Below are 20,955 nucleotides of genomic sequence, written 5' to 3'. Positions count from 1 at the left end.
TCCGGCCGGTGGCCTGAGCCGGCCGGGGAGACCGATTTCAGCGATTCTCGAGGGTGGCGCTGGCCAAACCGGGAAAGTCTGTAATCAGGCTGTCTACGCCGAAGTCGGCGAGCCTGCGCATCAGCGCCGGCTCGTTGACGGTCCACACCGACACATGCAACCCCTGGCGCTGAGCCTTGATCAGGCGCTCGGGGGTGCACAGTGTCCAGTTCAATGCCAGCAAGTTGCAGCCATAGTTCTGGGCGACCTTCAGCGGGTCGAGCCAGGCGTACTCGGCGACCAGTCCCCTTGAAATATCCGGCGTCAGCTCAAGTGCTGCGCCCAGCACTTCGCGCGAGCTTGAGGTGATGGTGATCTTGTCGAGCAGGCCGAACTGTTGGGCCATTTCGCGGATGGCCAGTACGGTGGCGGCGGCGCGGGTGCGCGAGGCGCTCTTGACCTCCAGCTGCCAGTGCTCGAAGTCGCATTTTTCGAACAACTCTTCAAGACGTGGGACCGGGCAGGGCGAGATCCAGCCCGGGCCGCCTTTGCGCGCATCGTAGGTCACAAGGTCCGCGGCGCTGTGCTCGACCACCTTGCCGCGTCGGCCGGTGGTGCGCTTGAGGCTGGGGTCGTGGATCACCATCAGCTCGTTGTCTGCAGACAGGTGCAGGTCGAGTTCGCAGCGACGCACGCCGTGCCCAAGGCAATGCTGGAAGCTGGTGAGGGTGTTTTCGGGGGCTTCGCCCTTGGCGCCGCGGTGGCCGTAAATCGTGGTCACGTGTGTTCCTTCAACAAATAAGTGAAACTCAGGAGGCGCTTGGTTCGTTCTGTTCCAGCGCCTGGCGTCGTTGTTGGGCTTGGCGTTGCAGGATGTAACGGGCGAGCAATTGGCGTTGGGCATCGGTGGTGTCGATGAACTCGGCACCGATATCGTAGGCGCCATCATCCCTGCGATCACAATGGGTGATCCTGGCGCGCAGCAGCAGGCCAAGGGCCTGTGGCATCAGCACCATTTTCACCGCGACGCGGGCGCCGGCAGTCACCGCCTCGGCGCGGCTGAATTCGAGGCCACCCTCGGACAGCACCACCGGTTGTGGCGCGCTCAACTGCCCGAGCAGGGTTTGTGCGACCACTGCGCTGAGCAGGTCGATGCGTTTGTTCTGGGCCTTGAGAAAGGCCGCCAGAGTGCGGTCCTTGTCACTGAGCTGGCGCAGCAGGTGCTGGGATTCGAACTCGCTCAAGTGCAGTTCACTGAGCAGGTTGAACAGCGGTGAAGTATCTTGCAACAAGTCCGTGCCAAGCGCTTCAGAGGCGCTCAACGGGCTAATTTCCAGTGCGATCCGATCCTCGATACGGTAGTATTCGCGGCGATCTTCTTCATCTAATGTCGACATGGCGAACCCATGGTAGCGGCGGTGGTCTGAGTGTAAAGCTGCTAATCAAGCCCCGCCACAAGGACGTTCCTCTTTCCTCCGAACAAGCCCCGACATGTTCAGACCTCTCTTCGTATTCATCGGCACGCGTTATACCCGTGCCAAGCGTCGCAACCACTTCGTCTCGTTCATTTCCCTGACCTCGATGATCGGCCTCGCCCTGGGCGTTGTCGTGATGATCGTGGTGTTGTCGGTGATGAATGGCTTCGATCACGAGATGCGCACCCGGGTGTTGGGCATGGTGCCCCATGCCACTCTGGAAACCGGCCAGCCGATCAACGACTGGCCCGCCCTTGCCAGTCAAGTAAAGCAGAACCCGCAGGTTCTGGCGGTGGCGCCCTTCACCCAGATGCAGGGCCTGCTGACCCATGACGGCAAGGTACAGAAGGTGCTGCTCAACGGCATCGATCCGGCCCAGGAGCGCCAGGTCTCGATCATCGATGACTTTATCCGCGAGGGTAAGCTCGATGACCTGGCCCCCGGCGGCTTCGGCATCATGATCGGTGACAAGGCCGCCACCAAGCTGGGCGTCGGCGTCGGCGACAAGCTGACCTTCGTCGCCCCCGAGGTCACCGTGACCCCGGCCGGGATGTTCCCGCGCATGAAGCGCTTTACCGTGGTCGGCATCTTTCATGTCGGCGCCGGTGAAATCGACGGCTACCTGGGCCTGACCAACCTGTCCGACCTGTCCCGCCTGCACCGCTGGAAGGCCGACCAGGTCCAGGGCCTGCGCCTGAAATTCGATGACCTGTTCCAGGCCCCGCGAGTGGCCTGGGACATCGCCCAGAAGCTGGGCGAGCAGGAGTTCTACGCCCGCGACTGGACCCGCAGCCACGGCAACCTGTACCAGGCGATCCGCATGGAAAAAGCCATGATCGGCCTGCTGTTGCTGCTGATTGTCGCGGTGGCGGCGTTCAACATCATTTCTACCCTGGTAATGGTGGTCAACGACAAGAAGGGCGATATCGCCATCTTGCGCACCCTGGGCTCGACGCCCGGGCAGATCATGGCCATCTTCATGGTCCAGGGCACGGTGATTGGCGTGGTCGGTACCCTGATCGGGGCGCTGGTGGGTATTTTCGCCGCGCTCAATGTCAGTGCCGCTATTGCCGGCATCGAGACCCTGATCGGGCACAAGTTCCTCAATGCCGACGTCTACTTCATCGACTACCTGCCTTCGCAGATCATGGCCGAAGACGTGTGGATGGTCTGCGGTGCGGCATTGATCCTGAGTTTCCTCGCCACCCTGTATCCGGCCTGGCGTGCGGCACGCACCCAGCCTGCGGAGGCGCTACGTTATGAGTGAGTTGGGCATGAGTGATAAAGCAGTGCTGAGTTGCCGCAACCTGGGCAAGTCCTACGAGGAAGGTCCGGAGAAGGTCCAGGTGTTGTCCGGCCTGCAACTGGAGCTGCACCCGGGCGAGCGGGTGGCGATCGTCGGCAGTTCAGGTTCGGGCAAGAGTACCTTGCTCAATCTGCTCGGCGGCCTCGATACGCCGACCGAAGGCAGCGTCTGGCTGGCCGGCGAAGAGCTCTCGGCGTTGGGCGAGCGCGCCCGTGGCCTGCTGCGCAACCGTGCCCTGGGCTTCGTCTACCAGTTCCACCACCTGCTGCCGGAGTTCACCGCGCTGGAGAACGTGTGCATGCCGCTGCTAATCGGCCGCACGGCCATCCCCGAGGCCCGCGAGCGCGCCGAAGCGCTGCTCAAACGTGTGGGTCTGGGCCATCGCCTGAGCCACAAACCGGCCGAGCTGTCCGGTGGTGAGCGCCAGCGCGTGGCCATCGCCCGGGCGCTGGTCAACCGTCCGGGGCTGGTGATGCTCGACGAGCCTACCGGCAACCTCGACCATCACACGGCCCAGGGCATCCAGGACTTGATGCAGGAGCTCAGCACGTCCTCGCAAACGGCCTTTCTGGTGGTGACCCACGACCTCAACCTGGCGCGCCAGATGGACCGCGTGCTGCGCCTGGAAGACGGGCACCTGGTACCGATCTGATTGCCCGTGCACTGTGCCCGTCGACGTCAGGCGGGCACCTGGTTCCTTTTCTTTACCCGGGTGCTTTCACTCATGTTCAGACCCTTGTCTATTTTCATCGGCGCCCGCTATACCCGCGCCAAGCGCCGCAACCATTTCATCTCGTTCATTTCCATGACCTCGATGATCGGCTTGTCCCTGGGCGTACTGGCGATGATCGTGGTGCTGTCGGTGATGAACGGCTTCCAGCGCGAAATGAGTTCGCGCATTCTTGGCATGGTGCCGCACGCCAGTGTCCTGGGTGCCCAGCCGCTGGATGACTGGCGGCCGGTGGCGGCCCAAGCCCTGAAGAACCCCGAAGTGATCGCCGCTGCGCCACTGACCGAGATGGAGGGCATGCTCTCCTACAAGGGCTCGATGCAGCCGATCCAGGTCAGCGGCATCGACCCGGCCGAGGAGGGCAAGGTCTCGATCGTGGCCCAGCATATCGTTCGGGGCAGCCTTGAAGACCTCAAACCAGGCGAGTTCGGCGTGGTCATCGGTGAAATCACCGCGCGGCGTTTTCGCCTGAATGTCGGCGACAAACTGACCCTGATTGTGCCGGAAGTCAGCAGCGCGCCGGGCGGTATCACGCCGCGCATGCAGCGCCTGAACGTGGTCGGGGTGTTCAAGGTCGGCGCCGAGCTCGATGGCTCGCTGGGCCTGATGCACATGGCCGATGCCGCGCAGATGCAACGCTGGGCCCCTAACCAGGTGCAGGGTGTGCGCCTCAAGGTCAAGGACCTGTACGCCGCACCGCAGGTGTCCAAGGCCATCACCACAAGCCTTGGCGAGCAGTACCGCGCCGATGACTGGACCCACACCCAGGGCAGCCTGTTCAGCGCAATGAAGATGGAAAAAACCATGATTGGCCTGTTGCTGCTGCTGATCATCGCCGTGGCGGCGTTCAACATCATTGCCACGCTGATCATGGTGGTCAACGACAAGGGCGCCGACATCGCCATCCTGCGCACCATTGGTGCAACACCGGCGCAGATCATGGGTACCTTCATGGTCCAGGGCAGCCTGATCGGTATCGTCGGTACCCTGATCGGCGGCGTGCTGGGGGTGATCGCGGCGTTGAATGTCAGCCAGATCGTCGGTTGGCTGGAGCGGGTCAGCGGCCAGCACATCTTTACCTCGGACGTGTACTTCATCAGTACCTTGCCGTCCGAGTTGCAGTGGGGTGATGTGGCGCTGATCTGCAGCGCCGGCCTGATCATGAGCTTCCTGGCGACGCTGTATCCGGCGTGGCGGGCCTCTCAGGTAGAGCCGGCGTACGCCTTGCGTTATGAGTGATCGCTGATCGCGGGGCAAGCCCGCTCCCGCTGTGGGAGCGGCGATGCGGCGCCCCGACTTGCCCTGCGATAGCATTCACACCGTCGGCAAATCGATCACAAAGCGCGTCCAGCCTTCGGCCGACTCTGCACGAATACTCCCCCCATGGGCCTGCACAATCGAGCGGGTAATCGCCAGCCCCAGCCCGGCATGCTCGCTGCTGCCCTCGCGCCGCGCCGGGTCTGCGCGGTAGAAACGATCAAACAGCTTTGGCAGCAACGCCGGGTCAATCGGCTCACCCCGGTTGGCCACCTGCAGGCGCACCAAACCCTCCGATCGTTCAATCGTCACGCGTATCTCGCCGCCGGCCGGGGTAAAGCGCAAGGCATTGTCCAGCAGGTTGGACAGCGCCCGGCGCAACATATGCCGGTCGCCGTGCAAGGGCGCCTGCCCCTCGCGATTCAACTTTACGTCGGCCTCTTCGGCCAAGGGCGCGTAGTACTCGAGCAAGGCATCGGTCTCATCCTCAAGCGCCAGTTGCTGACGGCTGGGCATCAGCAAACCGTGGTCTGCCTTAGCCAGGTAAAGCATGTCGTTGACCAGTTGCGCCATCCATTGCAGCTCTTCGAGGTTGCTGTGCAGCGCCTCGCGGTATTCATCCAGGTTGCGCGGCCGGGTCAGGGTTACCTGGGTGTGGGTCAGCAGGTTCGACAGTGGTGTGCGCAGTTCGTGGGCAATGTCGGCGGAAAACGCCGACAGACGCTGGAAGGCATCGTCCAGGCGTTCGAGCATGGCGTTGACGGTCCGCGCCAGTTCCGCCAGCTCCACCGGCATCTGCCCTTCGGGCAGGCGTGTGGTCAATGACCGCGCTGACACCCCGGAGGCCACTTCACCCATTTTCCGTAACGGTCGCAGCCCACTGCGCGCGGCCCAGGCGCCGAGCAGTGCGGTAGCCAACGCCGAGAGGCCGACGGTAAGCCAGATCAGCTGCTGCATGCGCTGGAGAAAATGCTGATGGTGGGTGATGTCGAGAAACAGCGTTAGCTGTGCGTCGCCGTCGTTGAGCTGGACGCACAGGCTGCGGTAGTCGGTGCCGCTGCTGTGCAGGGTGCTGAGCCCGAGCACCTGTGGTACATCCGGCAGGTCCGCCTGGCTGTCGAACCAGATGCGCCCGTCATGGCCGCGAATGCGCACGGCCAAGTCGGCCTGATGGCTGAGTTCGGTCTGTAGGGCAGGCAGGCGTGGCGCCAGGCTGGCGGGGTCGTGCACGCCGTCGAGCATTTGCCGTAGCAGCGACAGGCGACTGTTGAGCAATTGCTGGTCGAGCTCGATGAAGTGGGTGGCGCTGGCGCGGCTGAAGAGCAGCCCGGCGCTCAGCGATACCACTGCCGTACAGGCGGCAAACAGCAGTGCCAGGCGGCTGCCCAGGGACAGGCGGCGCATCAGGCGCTGCGCTCTTCGAGCACATAACCCATGCCGCGCACGGTATGGATCAGCTTGTTGTCGTGACTGTCGTCGATTTTCAGGCGCAGTCGGCGGATCGCCACTTCGATGACATTGGTGTCGCTGTCGAAGTTCATGTCCCAGACTTGAGAGGCGATCAAGGATTTGGGCAGCACTTCGCCCTGACGGCGCAACAGCAGCTCGAGCAGGGCGAACTCCTTGGCGGTCAGGTCGATGCGCTGGCCTGTGCGTTCGACCCGGCGACGGATCAGGTCCAGGCGCAGGTCGGCAAGGCCCAGGGTGGTTTCCTGCGCCGGGCTGCTGCCACGCCGCAGCAGGCTACGCACTCGCGCCAGCAGCTCGGAGAAGGCGAAAGGCTTGACCAGGTAGTCGTCGGCGCCCAGTTCCAGGCCATGTACGCGGTCTTCGACGGCGTCGCGGGCGGTGAGGAACAGCACCGGGATTTCCAGGCCTGCGGCACGCACGGCCTGGAGGATCTGCCAACCATTGCGGCCGGGCAGCATGACATCGAGGATCAGCAGGTCGTAGTCGCCGGTCAGGGCCAGGTGCTGACCGGTGTTGCCGTCGCTGGCAAGCTCGGTGGCGAAGCCTGCTTCGCTGAGGCCCTGGCACAGGTACTGGCCGGTCTTGGTCTGGTCTTCGACGATCAACAGTTTCATCGGCTGGCTCTTTTGCGTGGATTGCCGGAGGGTTATACCGCGCCGGGCGGGGTGGATGGCCAAGCTGACAAAGTTGTAATCTTTTTGTCAGGTGACTGCCAGCGGCGGCTTTCTACAGTGAAGCCCGAACCGTAGCAACCCTGGAGTGGGCTTGAAATGAAACACCTTATGATCGTTGGCGCCCTGGCGCTGTTCAGCCTGCCAGCCCTGGCATCGCCCGCGCCTTCCTACGCCTTCGGTCAGCCGGCTGCGGCGGCCAAGGCCACGCGCACAGTCGAGGTGGTGATGGGCGACATGTACTACGAGCCGCGCAGCCTTGAGGTCAAAGCCGGGGAAACCGTGCGCTTTGCGCTGGTCAACAAGGGCGCGGTCGTCCATGAGTTCAGCCTTGGCGATGCCGTGATTCATGCCAAGCACCAACAAGAAATGATCGCCATGCAGGGCCAGATGGACCATTCGGCCATGGGCCACGGTGGTATGGACCACGGCAGCATGAGCCAGGGCGCGGGCATGCAGCACGACGACCCGAACACGGTGATGGTCGAGCCGGGCAAACGCGCCGAACTGACCTGGACTTTCAGTCAGTCAACGCCGATCGAGTTTGCCTGCAATGTCCCCGGCCACTATCAGGCGGGCATGGTTGGCAAGCTGACCATCGGCCAATAGCAGTCGATTGCCCTATGCATGGCCTAAAACCGATAAACTAGGCGTATTTGCTCCTACAGGTTTTAGCCATGCATCCTGCCGCCGAACATTCTCCGCTGGGTAAGTCCAGCGAATACGTCGCTACTTACACCCCTTCGCTGCTTTTCCCGATCCCGCGGGCGGCGAAATGGGCCGAGCTGGGTGTCAGCGCCCAGACCCTGCCATGGCAGGGTGTCGACTTCTGGAACTGCTTCGAGCTGTCCTGGCTGCTGTCGTCGGGCAAACCGGTGGTGGCCATTGGCGAGTTCGCCATTCCTGCCGATTCGCCGAACATCATCGAGTCGAAGTCGTTCAAGTTGTACCTAAACTCGCTGAACCAGACCGTGTTCGAATCGCCTGCTGCGCTGCAGGCGTGCCTGGTCAAGGACCTGTCCGCTGCCGCCGGCAAGCCGGTCGGCGTGCAGATCCGCAGCCTGACTGAGGTTGAAGGGCAGGGCGTGGTTGGCTTGCCGGGCGTGTGCATCGACGAGCTGGATATCAGCATCAGCAACTATGAACAGCCTCAGCCGGAGCTGCTGCGTTGCGACAGCGCCAAGATTGTTGAAGAAACCCTGCACAGCCATTTGCTCAAGTCCAACTGCCCGGTCACTGGCCAGCCAGACTGGGGCAGCGTTACCGTGGAATACCGCGGCGCGGCGCTGGATCATGCCAGCCTGCTGACCTACCTGATCAGCTTCCGCCAGCATGCGGACTTTCATGAGCAGTGCGTCGAGCGTATCTACCTTGACCTCAAGAACCTGCTCAACCCCGAGCACCTGACGGTCTACGCCCGTTATGTGCGCCGCGGCGGGTTGGACATCAACCCGTACCGCAGCACCGGGCAGGTGACCCAGCAGAACCTGCGACTGGTTCGCCAGTAACGAAAAAGCCCCGTTCGATGACGGGGCTTTTCTATTCGGGTGGGCTTAGATGCCCATGCTATGCAAGCTTACGGCGAGCCTGCGCAGGATTCCGGTCAAACTGGGATGGTTAGCTTCAAAGGTTTCCACTGCCAGGTTGACGCTATCGACCAGATCGTTGTCTGGGCTTGCCGCTTCCAGTTCGAGCTTGGCTTCGATTTGCCGCATCAGCTCATGCAGGTGTTCGCGCTCTTCTTCTGAAAGCGGTGGATTCTGCTCCAGTTGCTCGCGCAGCTCGTTGAGTTGCTGTTGCAGTTCGCGGGCAGGCATGGGTGTTCTCCCTCTATGGATAGGCACAGCCATGGACCTCGTCATCCGGCGAAAGGTCCATGCCATGCCTACAGAGTAATCCACCCGGCAGCGCTTTGCATGACCCGGATCAACACCGCTGTTTCAGGGTTTTTCGCCTTTGCGCCGGCGCTGGCCGATATCTGTCAGGCAGTCGGCCAGGGCTTCCAGGTGATCGATCACCGAATGCACGCCAAGGCTGAACAGTTGCACGGTGGCTTGCCCACGCTTGCGTTCCTGCTCCTGGGGGCTGAGCGTCTGCCACTGGCGGCTGCTGCGCCCGCAACTGGCCAGGCCGATGGTCCACAGCCCCGCGTTAAGGGCCGATTGCAGTAGGCGCGGCTCGCCACTGACCAGCACGCAACCTTCGAGTCTTTCTGCCTTGAGTCCCATCAATGCCCGCCAGCAGGCGTCTGGCGCCGGCCACGGTATTGCGCAGTCCGGGCAGGCCTGGAGCCAGGCCGGCAAGGCGCTGGCCAGCAGTGTGCCGTCTGCGGCCGGCAGCTCATCTAACCAGGCACAAGGCACCTTCTGCTGGTTCAGCCAGTCAAGGACGGGTAGCGCACCCGGGGTAGGGTGGGGGGATTCAGGGGTGGCGTGCAGATCAACAAGGCATCCGCGCAGGCCAAAGAGCAGGGCGGTAATGGCGGGGGAGTCTGGCATGGCAACGTCCCTGAAATAACCTGCAGGCTACGCTGGGTTTGTGACCTTCTGGTGACGCGACGGCTACACACTTGTTCACAATTTTGCGACGCTGTTTATGCCAGGCTGCTTAACAGCAGCAGAGGCATTATACTTGCTTCATTTTTCGGCGTAGGACGCGAGGCGTCTGCCCCAGTTCGAGGAGTAATTCTATGCGTAGGATCGGCCTGATTGATCGGATGACCCGGGCCTGTGTCTGTGCCGGTCTACTGTTGGCGCCAGCAGTCGCAACCCAGGCGGCGACTGAAGAAGATCCATGGGAAAGCGTCAACCGGCCGATCTTCCGCTTCAACGACACGGTCGACACCTATGCCCTCAAACCACTGGCCAAGGGTTACCAGGCGGTCACCCCGCAGTTCCTCGAAGACGGCATCCACAACATGTTCCGCAACCTGGGCGATGTCACCAATCTGGCCAACAACGTCCTGCAGCTCAAACCGCACGCGGCTGGCGTCGACACCGCGCGGATGATCGTCAACACCACCTTCGGCCTGGGCGGCTTCTTTGATGTCGGCACCAAGATGGGCCTGCAGCGCAATGACGAAGATTTTGGCCAGACCCTCGGCTACTGGGGCGTGAGTAGCGGCCCGTACGTGATGCTGCCGTTGCTCGGCCCAAGCACCGTGCGCGATGCCATCGCCAAATACCCGGACACCTACACCGAACCCTACCGCTATATCGACCATATTCCGACCCGCAACACCGCGATTGCCGTTGATGTGGTCGACACCCGTGCCAGCCTGCTGTCGGCAGAAAAACTGATCAATGGTGACAAGTACATCTTCATTCGCAATGCGTATCTGCAGAACCGCGAATTCAAGGTCAAAGATGGCGAAGTCGTCGACGACTTCTGATCAATGCGTTAAAGCAGAGGCGACCTCAGGGTCGCCTTTTTTGTGTCTGCATTTATTTCATGCTGAGGATGCGCAGGCCGAGCTTTTGTTTGCCTCCTGACTGATCGGCGACCCAGACCACCTCGGTGCTCGCTTCCAGCCCTTTCAATGCTGGGTGATCCGAGTCAATGCGTACCTCGAGGGTATCGCCAACCTCGAACCTACGCGGTGCCTGAACCTGCAGGCCGCTGCTGGAGAGGTCCAGGCAGACGGCCGAGATGACCTGACCCTGGTGGATCAGACTTACATCGGCCTCCACCCGCATGCGAATGAAATCGCGCTTCTCGCTATAGTCCAGGCACCCTGAGCTCATGTCTGCATCCTTTCATTGGGTTGCGGTTGAAGAGGTTTTTATAACTCCCGGTGCTTTCAGCTGCAAAGAGCAGCGCAGACCACCGGTGTGCCCTTGAAACGCCCGGCGGATGGGAGTACCGTCTGCGCCTTACAAGGCACCTCTGTTATTTGCCGGACAGGTTTTCATGTCCTACAACTCATAGAAGAGTAGCTTGAAGTGAACCCAGTACGTGGGCCCATGCTCACCTACACCCAACCTATTCCTGGCGCCGTTTGCCCACATGCAGAAAACCAGTGCAACGCTGCTGATCATCGATGACGACGACGTCGTACGTGCGAGTCTGGCCGCCTATCTGGAAGACAGTGGTTTCAGCGTCCTGCAGGCAAGCAATGGCCAGCAGGGCCTTCAGGTCTTCGAACAGGAACACCCTGATCTTGTGATCTGCGATCTGCGCATGCCGCAAATGGGCGGACTTGAGCTGATTCGGCAGGTGACCGAGCGTGCGCCGGAATTGCCGGTTATCGTGGTGTCGGGTGCCGGGGTGATGAACGACGCGGTCGAGGCCCTGCGCCTGGGGGCGGCGGATTACCTGATCAAGCCGCTGGAAGACCTGGCTGTGCTCGAGCATTCGGTGCGCCGGGCGCTGGACCGGGCCCGCCTGGTGCTGGAAAACCAGCGTTACCGGGAAAAACTGGAAACCGCCAACCGCGAGCTTGAGGCCAGCCTGCACCTGTTGCAGGAAGACCAGACGGCGGGGCGCCAGGTGCAGATGAACATGCTGCCGGAAAGCCCCTGGGTGGTCGACGACCTGTCGTTCGAGCACCAGATCATTCCGTCGCTGTATTTGTCAGGCGACTTCGCCGACTATTTCCGGGTGGATGAGCGGCGTATTGCCTTCTACCTGGCAGACGTTTCCGGGCACGGTGCTTCATCGGCGTTCGTCACCGTGCTGCTGAAATTCATGACCACCCGTCTGTTGTTCGAGTTCAAGCGCGGCGGCAACTTGCGCGACTTCAAGCCGTCGGAAGTGCTCGGGCACATCAACCGCGGCCTGATCAACTGCAAGCTGGGCAAGCATGTAACCATGGTCGGCGGGGTCATTGACGAAGATACCGGTATCATGACCTACAGCATCGGCGGTCACCTGCCGTTGCCAGTGCTTTACACCCCGGGCCAGAGCCGTTACCTGGAAGGTCGCGGGTTGCCGGTCGGACTGTTCGAGGAGGCCACCTACCAGGACCATGTTCTGGAGTTGCCGCCTCAATTCAGCCTGACCCTGCTATCTGATGGCATTCTGGATCTTTTGCCCGGTAGTACACTCAAAGATAAAGAGGCGGCCCTGCCTGAAATCATCAAGGCCGCAGGCGGTAGTCTGGATGGGCTGCGCCAACGATTCGGATTAGCTACGCTTGGGGAGATGCCGGATGATATCGCCCTATTGGTGTTGAGCAGGAACCTTCAATGAGTAAGGGTAGAATCCAGTTCGCCGAACAGAACGGCACCTTTGTGCTGAAGTTTGTTGGTGAAGTGCGCCTGACCTTGTGTTCGGCGCTGGATGCGACGATTGAAAAGATCTTCACGGCGCTGAATTTTTCGGCGATCGTCATCGATCTCACAGAAACCCACAGCATCGACAGCACCACCCTGGGCTTGCTGGCCAAGCTCTCGATCCTGTCTCGGCAAAAGGTCGGGCTGTTGCCAACGGTGGTCACCACCCACGCCGACATCACCCGGCTGTTGCAGTCGATGGGTTTCGATCAGGTGTTCAACATTGTTGACCGGCCGATTCCGTGCCCGGAGTGCCTGACCGACCTGCCGTCGCAGGATCAGAGCGAAGACGTGGTGCGTTCCAAGGTGCTGGAGGCGCACAAGATCCTCATGGGCCTGAACGACTCCAACCGCGAGGCGTTCCACGATCTGGTCAACGCCCTCGAGCGTACCTGATTAGCGCTGGGCGCCGTTCTGGCGCCCGTCAAACCTCTTTCAAGTCAGCGACCCGTGGTGGAAACTCGGTCGCCTCGCTGCCGTCGGCGTTGAGCTGGAAAATCCGTGCCGGCTGCCCCTGCTGGTTAAAAAATACCTGGCCCAGGCCTGCGCTGTTCCACAGCCGCTCGCCGGTCTTGCTGTGGCTGGGGGTGCGTGGTATCACCTCCATCTGTCGGCGCTTGGTAAACCAGTTGAGCGGCGAGCGTGGCGAGTACAGCCAGCGGTTGAGACGGTCGAAGGTGTCCAGCAGGCGCTTGGGAAACTGGTTCTTGATACCGCTGCTGGTGATCTGCCACAGGTGCGGGGCGCGTTGGCGATGGCGGATCAGCACCTCGTAGACAAACGAGTAATGTACGTCGCCGGAGAGGATCACATAATGCCCCGGCGTGCGTGAGTGGCGGAAGATGTTGAGGATGACCTGCGCCGCGCCGCGATGGGCCATCCAGTTCTCGGCATCCACCAGTAACGGGTACCCTAACCAGCTGAACACCCGCTGCACAGTCTCGATCAGCTTGACGCCGAAGATCGGTGCCGGTGAAACGATAATTGCCGAAGGGTGGTCAAGCAGCGCCTGCTGCAATTCGCTGAGGGCTTCCCAGTCGAGCAGACCCGAGGGCTTGTTGAAGTTGCTTTCGCTGCGCCAGCGCCGGGTGCGGGTGTCCAGCACCAGCAGTGCCGGGCTGCTCGGCAGCACGAACTGCCAGCCCTGAAAGCGCAGCACCTCGTCGATCAGGGCATCCTGCAAGGGTGTGTCGAGGTAGTCATCGGCGTCGGCACTTTGGCTGAAGGCCTGACAGTGCTCCAGCAACTCGGTAAAGGCATCCGGGTTGTTGCCCCAGCCCTGGCACAGCAGGTAGCCGAGCAGGGCGTTGCCAATGATGCGCTTGGAGAACGGATGGCCGTAGGCGGTTTCTTCCCACTGCGCCGACAGGTTCCAGTCATCGGTAATGTCGTGGTCATCGAAGATCATCAGGCTCGGCACATGCGCCAGTACCCGAGCGACGCCGCCCAGGCCGTTGACAAAGGTGTCGATGAGCTGTTGTTCCTGGCGATAGCGGGTCTGGCGCTGGGTGCTTAAGCCTTGCGGCATCTGCGTCTGTATCAGTGTCCAGGGCACCGGTGACCAGACCAGCAGGTACATGGCCATGACTTCGGCAAAGGTCACCAAATGGTTGTCGGCATTGCTGCTGGTGAAAATAGGCTTGCGCGTGCCACCGAAAAAACGCTCGCGCAGGGTTTCGTTGCTCTCCAGCGCCGGCAGCAGGTCGGCGCGGTGGTAATAGCTGGCCGGGTGCTGGTAGAGCGCGGCGCTGTCATTGACCACCGCACCTTGCAGGTGCTCGCCAAACAGCCCCAGGCGTTCGATCAGCCCATGAATGGCTCGCAGCATGGGCCCTGCAACATCGTCGGCATACACCTGGTCGCCGCTCATCATCAGCAGGGCAGGGCGCTGCAATGGCTCGGTGTTTTCTAGCAGCCAGCGGTCGGCGCACAGCAGGCCATCGGCTGCCGGGTGATGGGGCTTGCGGCACGAGCCGTGGAGCAAGTGCTCAAGGTGTGAGCGCAAGACGAAATTCGCCCGTTGCGCGCCCGGGTACAGCAGGTGCGAGGCGTACTGGGCAATGCCCTGGCCATCGAGGATGAGGTCGTAGTCGATCTGCTCATCGCTCGGCAGCGGGCTGTCGAGGCTGATGTCGAGCAGGTGGACGTAGGCGTGGCGACCGATCGGCACGACCGTGCGCTTGATAGTGGCGGTGATGCCAGCGCAGCTCAGTTCAAGCTCGGGGCGCAGCGGCCTGGAGGCAACCAGCCAGAACACGATCCGCGTGGGTTCGAGGCGGCGCAGCAACGGGCCGGCCAGTACTGCGGGTAATTCGGAAGATTCAGACATCAACATCTCTGAAAGCAAAGTCAAAAGCATCGCGGGTCAAGCCCGCTCCTACATGATCTGTAGGAGCGGGCTTGACCCGCGATGAGGCCCTGAAGGCCGACAAGATGCTCTACGCTGCACCCCTCACTGGCAAACCCAGATTTGTATCAGGCCTTTGCCGCCAACAACGCCTCAAGTTTTTCCTGGTCCCGGGCAAACTGGCGAATGCCCTCGGCCAGTTTCTCGGTGGCCATTGCATCTTCGTTGGAGGCCCAGCGGAACTGCGCCTCGTTCAGTTGCTGCTTCGCTTCGCCGTTGTTACCCGGCTTGAGCAAACGCGGCAGTTCGCCCTGGTCGTCGCTCAACTGCTGGAGCAGCTCGGGGCTAATAGTCAGTCGGTCACAGCCGGCCAGTTGCTCGATCTGGCCGATATTGCGGAAGCTTGCACCCATCACCACGGTGTTGTAACCGTTGGTCTTGTAGTAGTCGTAGATGCGCGTTACCGACTGCACGCCCGGGTCCTCGGCACCGACATACTCCTTGCCGGTGGATTTCTTGTACCAGTCGTAGATGCGGCCCACGAACGGCGAAATCAGAAACACCCCGGCGTCGGCGCAGGCCTGGGCCTGGGCGAAGGAGAACAGCAGGGTCAGGTTGGTCTGGATGCCTTCCTTCTCCAGTACCTCGGCGGCGCGGATGCCTTCCCAGGTCGAGGCCAGCTTGATCAGCACTCGGTCACGGCCGATGCCGGCCTGCTCGTACAGCGCGATCAGTTTCCGGGCCTTGGCCAGCAGTGCCGGTTGGTCGAAAGACAGTCGGGCGTCGACCTCGGTGGAGATACGCCCCGGAATCACCTTGAGAATGCCGGCGCCAACCGCCACGGCAAAGGCATCACAGGCAAGGCCGACATCGCCTTTGCTGTGTTCGACCGATTGCGTGAGCAGCTCGGCATAACCGGGCATGGCCGCGGCCTTGAGCAGCAGGGAAGGGTTGGTGGTGGCATCGACCGGTTTCAGGCGGCTGATGGCATCGATATCACCAGTGTCGGCAACCACAGTGGTGAACTGCTTGAGTTGTTCCAGCTTGGAAGTCATGGGCGTGCTCTGTCCTGTGCAATGGATCGACATTACCCGAGCGCCGCCAGCCGCTCAAGGGCTGGCTGGCAGGCGGGGCGAAGGGGATAAGCCTTCGAGTGCCGAACAGGCCGCAGGTTCCGGCGCTAGCGCCCTTGCAACAGCTCGCCGGCCTGGTCGAGCAGGGCCAGCGGGTCGTTGCTCTTGTGAATATCCACCGACAGCAACTGGCGGAACTTGCGTGCCCCCGGGAAGCCCTGGCCCAGGCCCAGAATGTGCCGGGTGATATGGTGCATAGCGCCGCCGCAGGCAAGGTGCGCGGCAATGTACGGGCGCAATTTGGCCAGTGCTTCGCTGCGGCTGATCACCGGTGCGGTGCTGCCGAACAGTTGCTGGTCGACTTCGGCCAGTACATACGGGTTGTGGTAGGCCTCGCGACCAAGCATCACCCCGTCGAACGTCTTCAGGTGCTCCTGGCATTCGGCCAGGGTCTTGATACCGCCGTTGAGCACCAGCTCAAGGTCCGGAAAATCCGCCTTCAATTGCGCGGCGACGTCATAACGCAGCGGCGGAATCTCGCGGTTCTCCTTCGGTGACAGCCCTTCAAGAATCGCGATCCGCGCATGCACGGTAAAACTGCGGCAACCGGCGTCGCGCACCTGGCCGACGAAATCGCACAGTTCGGCATAGCTGTCGCGGCCATTGATGCCGATGCGGTGCTTGACCGTTACCGGGATCTGCACCGCATCCTGCATTGCTTTCACGCAATCACCGACCAGCGCCGGATGGCCCATCAGGCAGGCACCGATCATATTGTTCTGCACCCGATCGCTCGGGCAGCCGACGTTGAGGTTGACCTCGTCATACCCCGCCGTCTGGGCAAGCTTGGCGCAGGCGGCCAAATCTGCTGGCACACTGCCGCCCAGTTGCAGGGCCAGCGGATGCTCGGCCTCGCTATGACGCAGGAAGCGCTCGGCGTCACCGTGCAGTAGCGCACCGGTGGTGACCATTTCGGTATAGAGCAGGGCGTTGCTGGAGAGCAGGCGCAGGAAGAACCGGCAGTGGCGGTCGGTCCAGTCCATCATGGGTGCCACGCTGAAGCGGCGGGACGGCTCAGGGCGCAGGTTTACTGGGGTTGAGGCGGATTTTAGGGGCATTTTCTACGACGCGTTTGTAGCAATCAGGGGTGTTTTTGCTCGGTACGGGTTGTTACTGCTTGCAGATCCGTAGCAAAAACAAGGTGGCATAGTCTACCAAGAGTCCGGAACATTCGCCCGCTGGCCAGCCATCCGGCGCAATCGTGTAAGTGTCGGCATGTGTATGACCGCTTCACGAATTAACGCTTGGGTAGTGCACGGCCGAGGTAGCTGAAAAGGAGGGGGCGAGAAATTACTGAGCCTCTTTCCATGTGTCAAGGAAACTGGACGCTTGCAAGACGTCAAGGAGCAACGCCGGGACATCAGTACTCAGGATGCGATAGCATTGGGCCATTAATGAAGATTTTGATCACCTGCAAGGGAATGTCTGATGTCGAAAAAAATGGGTTCTCTCGGATTGGCGTTGGCCATCACCCTCGGCGCCAGCCCGTCGGCAATGGCCGAAGCAAAGCTGTTCAAGGATTTCGCCTTTGACTCGCCACGGTCAGCCTATACCGAAGCCAAAGGCTATTACGATTGCTCGGAAGATCTTCTCGCTCCTGCCATGTGCAAGGATGATGTGGACTTCATCGGCCATAAGTTCACCCTGGCTTTAGTGTTTGCAGGCGGCAAACTGAGCACGGTTTCGCTGATCAGTGACTTTGATCAGGAACTCTACACTAACGCCATGACAGCACTGAGTAAGACTTTCATGTTGAGTTCGATGTCGGATGCCAACACCCAATTGGATTTGATCGAGCTGGCGAACAGTGCGCGTAGTCGCGATGACTATTTGACCCGGTATACCCGCTATGAAGAAGTGGGCGTCGCAGCGGGGGATTTCACTTATACCTTCCTTGAGGGCGCCGATACCTCGAAGAAGTACTCCAGTGTCCCTACCTTGCTAAACGGCTCTGCAGATAACATCCGCTCCGCCGAGCTGATGCTGACCGGTGAGGGGGCTGACTCGGCGCTGTACATCCGCTTCGCCTTCCCGAACCTGGAAATGAAAAAAGCCGAAGCGGCGGCAGAGAAGCCTGTCGAATCCTTCTGAACACTACATGTTAGCGGTGGATCAGCTCCCCAGTCAGAACATCGCGCACCTGGGCAATCAATGCGCGCCCATCGGCACGCGGCGCGACCAGCGAGAACTCCACTTCGGGCAAGGTCGGCAGGCTGTGGCTGGCGTTTAGTGGCTCGATGCCGGCAGTGATCACCGATACGTTGACGCACGACACGCCCAGCCCCGCTGCCACGGCCATCTGCAGGCCGGCGATGCCCGAGGCGGAGCGGGCGATAGCCAGCGGTGGCAACCCAGTGCAGGGTTTCGCGGTTCAGCGGGTGCTGCAGGGAGCTTTTGTGAATCAACACGTGCAGGCGCAGGCGCGGGTATTCCTCGCCCAGACGCTTGAGAAGGACGAGGATCCGCGTGGGACGTCAGGGCAACCGCCTACAGCTATGGAGGCATCAGCATGGAGCAGTACTTTCAGGGTGCCCAGCGCTAGAATGCGCCACCCACCCGAAACGGAATTCATCATGAGTGCACCCTTGCATGCAGCCTTTCTCTCCCTGCTGGCCTTGCCTTGCGTTGCCCAGGCCACGACTGCAGAGTCGGTGCCGCTGTACCAGCACCTCAAGGACTGGGTGGTGAGCTGTGACAACACCCGCCAATGCACGGCGCTGGCGGCCGATACCCAGGCTGACATGCCGCTTGGCATTCAGGTGGTGCGAGGGGCCGGCATCGATGGCCAGCTGCAATTGACCATTTACAGCAGAAGCTCGCTGGAGGCGCCGTTGCAGCTCGATGGTCAGCCTCTGGTGCTGCCGTTGAGCGATGCGCAGGAGGATGGCGTGGTGTTCTGGCTCGCCAGCGGCGAGCAGGCCATGGCCTTGCTCAAGGCCTTGCGCAACGGCGCGCGCCTGACCTCGCAGAGCAATGATGGTGAGCTTGGCAGCTCGCTCAACGGCTTGACGGCCTCGTTGTTGCTGATCGATTCGGTGCAGGGTCGGGTGGGGCATCGCAGTGCCTTGGTGCGCACAGGTGATGCGCCAGACAGTAGCGTACCGCCCGCACCAGCGCTGCCGAAGCTGGCGCCCTTCGTGCGCCCCGAGCCGCTGGGCGAAGAAGAGGCCCGGCGCATCAGTGAGGTGGTCATGGCCGCGACTGCCCATGACTGGCGCGAGCCTGACACGGACTGGACGCCAGACAGTGCCCAGGCCTATGCCTTGAGCAAGGAGACGGCGCTGGTCAGCTTTCGCTTTGGTTGCGGCGCCTACAACTGCGAGTACGCGCTTTACACCACGTCGCGGGCTCACCCTGAACAGGCCAAGGCTTTGCAGTTCGAGAAGATTGCGGTGGAGGAGCAGTGGGGAGATTTCGGTGGTTCGGTGGGCTATGACCCGGACACCGGGGTACTCAGCAGTTTCATCCTGTCGCGAGGCATCGGTGATTGTGGTATCGACCAGAGCTGGCGCTTCGATGGTGAGCGCATGCAGTTGCGCTCGCTGGCGCGGATGGGCAGTTGCAGCGGGAGCTGGCCGGACAAGTGGCCAGTTTTGTGGCGCTCGCAGGATTGACCCTGAGGCTACTGCGTAGCCCATCGCCGGCAACGCCGGCTCCCACAAGGGGTGAAGTTGCCTGCTAACTTTGTCGCGACGGCAAAAAACAGGTCAGTACTGTCTGGGCTCATCGGTACCGCCAGTCCGAGCCATTCAGTCAGTTCCGTGATGAGCAATACGAATCTCGTCTTGCAGACTGGCTGTTTTGACCGTGCCGGATCCAATTTTGTGGTTGACGAACCGGGCCCTGCTTTTGCCATTGAGCGGCAAGCCGCTGGCACGGCACCAGGTTTTGAACTCTTCGGGTGTGGAGCACACTCTAATGGTCACGCGACCACTGTTTCTCAAGCGAATTTCGAGGTCCAACGCGTCGCGTTGCCACTCTGCATACGTATCGTGCATCGCTTTGGCATCAACATAGATGCTTAAAAAATTACGGTACTGTTCAGCATCTGTGTACCAGAACAACCCGACATTTTCGGCTAGTGCAGGAGGGATGTTGTGCATGTGATGTTCCTCGAAGTCGCTACCAAAGCCGACGAGATTCGGTCGTTACCGTCGCAATCCATGCTGCGGTGCTCGCAGGATTGACCCGTGGTGTAGGAGCGGATTCATCCGCGAAGGTTCGCCGTGCGGCCCCATGAATGGGACTGCCATGAAGTCTTTCGCGGATGAATCCGCCCCCACACCCAGACACATCTCCCACAAAGTAAAGTCGCCTGGAATCAGAACGCCAGCTTGTAGCCGATCATCAATAGCATGCCGGCCAGGCATGGGCGCAGGACGCTGTCGGAGATCCGGCCGGTCAGGTGGCTACCCATGTAGATGCCTGGCAGCGAACCTAGCAGCAGGTAGCCGAGCAGCGACCAGTCCATGTTGCCCATGCTCGCATGGCCTAGGCCTGCGACCAGGGTCAGGGGCACGGCGTGGGCGATTTCGGTGCCGACCAGGCGGCGGGTGACCAGGTAGGGGTAGAGCAGGAACAGTGCCACGGTACCCAGGGCGCCGGCGCCGATGGAGGTCAGCGAGACCATCACACCGAGCAGGACACCTGTGACCACGGTCAGCAGGTTGAGGCTGGTACCGCTCAGGTGGTAGCGGTCGCCGGCGTGCTTGCTGGCAAATGCCTGGAGTTTGCTTTTGAACAGGATGGCCAGGGCGGTGAGGACCAGGACCACGGCCAGGCCTTGCTTGATGACGGCGTTGGCGGCCTGGGTGTCGGTGTCGAGGCTGGCGAGAAACAACAAGGTCAGGGCGGCGGCGGGGACGCTGCCGAGGGTCAGCCAGCCGGTGATTTTCCAGTCGATGTTCTTGTTCTTACCGTGGACCCAGACGCCGCTGGCTTTGGTGATGGCGGCGTAGAGCAGGTCGGTGCCTACGGCGGTGGCGGGGTTGATGCCGAACCACAGCAGGATCGGGGTCATCAGCGAGCCGCCGCCGACGCCGGTCATGCCGACGATGAATCCAACTACCAGGCCTGCAATGGTAAAACCGAAAGAACCTACATCCATAAGTAACCTAATGCCATCGAGCCCGTGATCGGATGGCAGCCAGCATAAAGGTTTTTTTATAGCTAAATAGACTTGTTCGTTATTAGGTTATAACTGTCTTTGACTGTGGGATGGATGGGAATATCCATTTTCTCGGGTGTTGCTGAATCACCTTTGCGCCCTTACGGCGCCTTACTTTTTTCAGTCGCGGTGCGTGTCAATGTACCT

The 20,955-nt window shown here is 61.2% G+C and carries 23 protein-coding genes; 10 read left to right on the top strand and 13 right to left on the bottom strand.

The genetic code is table 11. The features are described from left to right. Nucleotides 1-37: 37 nt before the first annotated feature. On the bottom strand, nucleotides 38-760 hold the full coding sequence (locus tag M5G17_RS19855) for a glycerophosphodiester phosphodiesterase (protein ID WP_273894616.1): 723 nt from the start codon (nucleotides 758-760) through the stop codon (nucleotides 38-40). A 28-nt stretch (nucleotides 761-788) separates the two neighbouring features. Then, nucleotides 789-1,376 carry a PilZ domain-containing protein gene (locus M5G17_RS19850; RefSeq protein ID WP_273894615.1) on the bottom strand — a complete coding sequence of 196 codons (588 nt, stop codon included), beginning with the start codon at nucleotides 1,374-1,376 and terminating at the stop codon, nucleotides 789-791. Between the two features lie 94 nt (nucleotides 1,377-1,470). Here M5G17_RS19850 and M5G17_RS19845 point away from each other — a divergent pair, with 94 nt between their 5' ends. The 3 genes from M5G17_RS19845 to M5G17_RS19835 all read left to right on the top strand — a co-directional run bounded on the left by M5G17_RS19845 (nucleotide 1,471) and on the right by M5G17_RS19835 (nucleotide 4,729). Beyond that, nucleotides 1,471-2,721 (top strand): lipoprotein-releasing ABC transporter permease subunit, encoded by a 1,251-nt coding sequence (locus tag M5G17_RS19845; RefSeq protein WP_273894614.1) that lies wholly within the window; start codon nucleotides 1,471-1,473, stop codon nucleotides 2,719-2,721. A gap of 7 nt (nucleotides 2,722-2,728) precedes the next feature. Then, nucleotides 2,729-3,412, top strand: coding sequence for a lipoprotein-releasing ABC transporter ATP-binding protein LolD (lolD, locus tag M5G17_RS19840; protein WP_273894613.1), 684 nt, complete (start codon nucleotides 2,729-2,731; stop codon nucleotides 3,410-3,412). Between the two features lie 72 nt (nucleotides 3,413-3,484). After that, on the top strand, nucleotides 3,485-4,729 hold the full coding sequence (locus tag M5G17_RS19835; RefSeq protein WP_273894612.1) for a lipoprotein-releasing ABC transporter permease subunit: 1,245 nt from the start codon (nucleotides 3,485-3,487) through the stop codon (nucleotides 4,727-4,729). A gap of 75 nt (nucleotides 4,730-4,804) precedes the next feature. On the opposite strand, the gene M5G17_RS19830 is transcribed toward M5G17_RS19835, so the two are convergent. Continuing rightward, the gene (locus tag M5G17_RS19830) at nucleotides 4,805-6,154 is read right to left on the bottom strand and encodes a heavy metal sensor histidine kinase (protein WP_273894733.1); all 1,350 of its coding nucleotides are present in this window, start codon (nucleotides 6,152-6,154) and stop codon (nucleotides 4,805-4,807) included. Next, nucleotides 6,151-6,831, bottom strand: a complete 681-nt coding sequence (locus M5G17_RS19825) for a heavy metal response regulator transcription factor (protein ID WP_273894611.1) — start codon at nucleotides 6,829-6,831, stop codon at nucleotides 6,151-6,153. The genes M5G17_RS19830 and M5G17_RS19825 overlap by 4 nt, the downstream gene beginning before the upstream one ends. Nucleotides 6,832-6,987: 156 nt before the next feature. On the opposite strand from M5G17_RS19825, the gene M5G17_RS19820 reads away from it, so the two are divergent. Both M5G17_RS19820 and queF read left to right on the top strand, forming a co-directional pair. Beyond that, nucleotides 6,988-7,497, top strand: a complete 510-nt coding sequence (locus M5G17_RS19820) for a cupredoxin domain-containing protein (RefSeq protein WP_273894610.1) — start codon at nucleotides 6,988-6,990, stop codon at nucleotides 7,495-7,497. Nucleotides 7,498-7,565: 68 nt separating this feature from the next. After that, nucleotides 7,566-8,396, top strand: a complete 831-nt coding sequence (queF, locus tag M5G17_RS19815) for an NADPH-dependent 7-cyano-7-deazaguanine reductase QueF (protein WP_273894609.1) — start codon at nucleotides 7,566-7,568, stop codon at nucleotides 8,394-8,396. A 45-nt stretch (nucleotides 8,397-8,441) separates the two neighbouring features. Here queF and M5G17_RS19810 read toward each other — a convergent pair whose 3' ends face one another. After that, nucleotides 8,442-8,705: a DUF4404 family protein gene (locus M5G17_RS19810; RefSeq protein WP_123565405.1), complete on the bottom strand. Its 264-nt coding sequence runs from the start codon at nucleotides 8,703-8,705 to the stop codon at nucleotides 8,442-8,444. Between the two features lie 123 nt (nucleotides 8,706-8,828). Next, nucleotides 8,829-9,386 (bottom strand): HAD superfamily inactivated hydrolase PcrP, encoded by a 558-nt coding sequence (locus M5G17_RS19805; RefSeq protein ID WP_273894608.1) that lies wholly within the window; start codon nucleotides 9,384-9,386, stop codon nucleotides 8,829-8,831. 191 nt (nucleotides 9,387-9,577) lie between these two features. On the opposite strand from M5G17_RS19805, the gene M5G17_RS19800 reads away from it, so the two are divergent. Beyond that, nucleotides 9,578-10,279: an MlaA family lipoprotein gene (locus M5G17_RS19800; RefSeq protein WP_273894607.1), complete on the top strand. Its 702-nt coding sequence runs from the start codon at nucleotides 9,578-9,580 to the stop codon at nucleotides 10,277-10,279. A 52-nt stretch (nucleotides 10,280-10,331) separates the two neighbouring features. On the opposite strand, the gene M5G17_RS19795 is transcribed toward M5G17_RS19800, so the two are convergent. Then, nucleotides 10,332-10,631, bottom strand: a complete 300-nt coding sequence (locus M5G17_RS19795; RefSeq protein WP_273894606.1) for a PilZ domain-containing protein — start codon at nucleotides 10,629-10,631, stop codon at nucleotides 10,332-10,334. A 262-nt stretch (nucleotides 10,632-10,893) separates the two neighbouring features. On the opposite strand from M5G17_RS19795, the gene rssB reads away from it, so the two are divergent. Both rssB and rssC read left to right on the top strand, forming a co-directional pair. Next, entirely contained in the window at nucleotides 10,894-12,078 is a 1,185-nt protein-coding gene (gene rssB, locus M5G17_RS19790; RefSeq protein WP_273894605.1) for a two-component system response regulator RssB, read from the top strand. After that, nucleotides 12,075-12,557, top strand: a complete 483-nt coding sequence (rssC, locus tag M5G17_RS19785; RefSeq protein WP_273894604.1) for an anti-sigma factor antagonist RssC — start codon at nucleotides 12,075-12,077, stop codon at nucleotides 12,555-12,557. The genes rssB and rssC overlap by 4 nt, the downstream gene beginning before the upstream one ends. 28 nt (nucleotides 12,558-12,585) lie before the next feature. Here the strand turns inward: rssC and M5G17_RS19780 are convergent, their stop codons facing one another. The 3 genes from M5G17_RS19780 to dusA form a co-directional block, all read right to left on the bottom strand. Beyond that, on the bottom strand, nucleotides 12,586-14,490 hold the full coding sequence (locus tag M5G17_RS19780; protein WP_273894603.1) for an alkaline phosphatase D family protein: 1,905 nt from the start codon (nucleotides 14,488-14,490) through the stop codon (nucleotides 12,586-12,588). A 146-nt stretch (nucleotides 14,491-14,636) separates the two neighbouring features. Then, entirely contained in the window at nucleotides 14,637-15,563 is a 927-nt protein-coding gene (gene tal, locus M5G17_RS19775) for a transaldolase (RefSeq protein ID WP_273894602.1), read from the bottom strand. A gap of 125 nt (nucleotides 15,564-15,688) precedes the next feature. Further along, entirely contained in the window at nucleotides 15,689-16,699 is a 1,011-nt protein-coding gene (gene dusA, locus M5G17_RS19770) for a tRNA dihydrouridine(20/20a) synthase DusA (protein ID WP_273894601.1), read from the bottom strand. A 370-nt stretch (nucleotides 16,700-17,069) separates the two neighbouring features. Between dusA and M5G17_RS19765 the strand changes: the two genes are divergently transcribed. After that, a complete protein-coding gene (locus M5G17_RS19765) occupies nucleotides 17,070-17,732 on the top strand; it encodes a hypothetical protein (protein WP_273894600.1) in 663 nt (220 codons plus the stop codon). 10 nt (nucleotides 17,733-17,742) lie between these two features. Here the strand turns inward: M5G17_RS19765 and M5G17_RS19760 are convergent, their stop codons facing one another. Next, nucleotides 17,743-17,991: a hypothetical protein gene (locus M5G17_RS19760; RefSeq protein ID WP_273894599.1), complete on the bottom strand. Its 249-nt coding sequence runs from the start codon at nucleotides 17,989-17,991 to the stop codon at nucleotides 17,743-17,745. A 223-nt stretch (nucleotides 17,992-18,214) separates the two neighbouring features. Between M5G17_RS19760 and M5G17_RS19755 the strand changes: the two genes are divergently transcribed. Beyond that, nucleotides 18,215-19,255: a DUF1176 domain-containing protein gene (locus M5G17_RS19755; protein WP_273894598.1), complete on the top strand. Its 1,041-nt coding sequence runs from the start codon at nucleotides 18,215-18,217 to the stop codon at nucleotides 19,253-19,255. A 135-nt stretch (nucleotides 19,256-19,390) separates the two neighbouring features. Here the strand turns inward: M5G17_RS19755 and M5G17_RS19750 are convergent, their stop codons facing one another. Both M5G17_RS19750 and M5G17_RS19745 read right to left on the bottom strand, forming a co-directional pair. Beyond that, complete coding sequence (locus M5G17_RS19750; RefSeq protein ID WP_273894597.1) at nucleotides 19,391-19,744, bottom strand: hypothetical protein; 354 nt, start codon at nucleotides 19,742-19,744, stop codon at nucleotides 19,391-19,393. 218 nt (nucleotides 19,745-19,962) lie between these two features. Further along, the gene (locus M5G17_RS19745) at nucleotides 19,963-20,748 is read right to left on the bottom strand and encodes a sulfite exporter TauE/SafE family protein (protein ID WP_130265464.1); all 786 of its coding nucleotides are present in this window, start codon (nucleotides 20,746-20,748) and stop codon (nucleotides 19,963-19,965) included. Nucleotides 20,749-20,955: the final 207 nt, after the last annotated feature.

The sequence above is a fragment of the Pseudomonas rubra genome (assembly GCF_028656935.1).
In the GTDB taxonomy this organism is placed as follows: domain Bacteria; phylum Pseudomonadota; class Gammaproteobacteria; order Pseudomonadales; family Pseudomonadaceae; genus Aquipseudomonas; species Aquipseudomonas rubra.
Note: the sequence above shows the minus strand (reverse complement) of the source record. Positions and strands in the feature narration are given on the sequence as shown.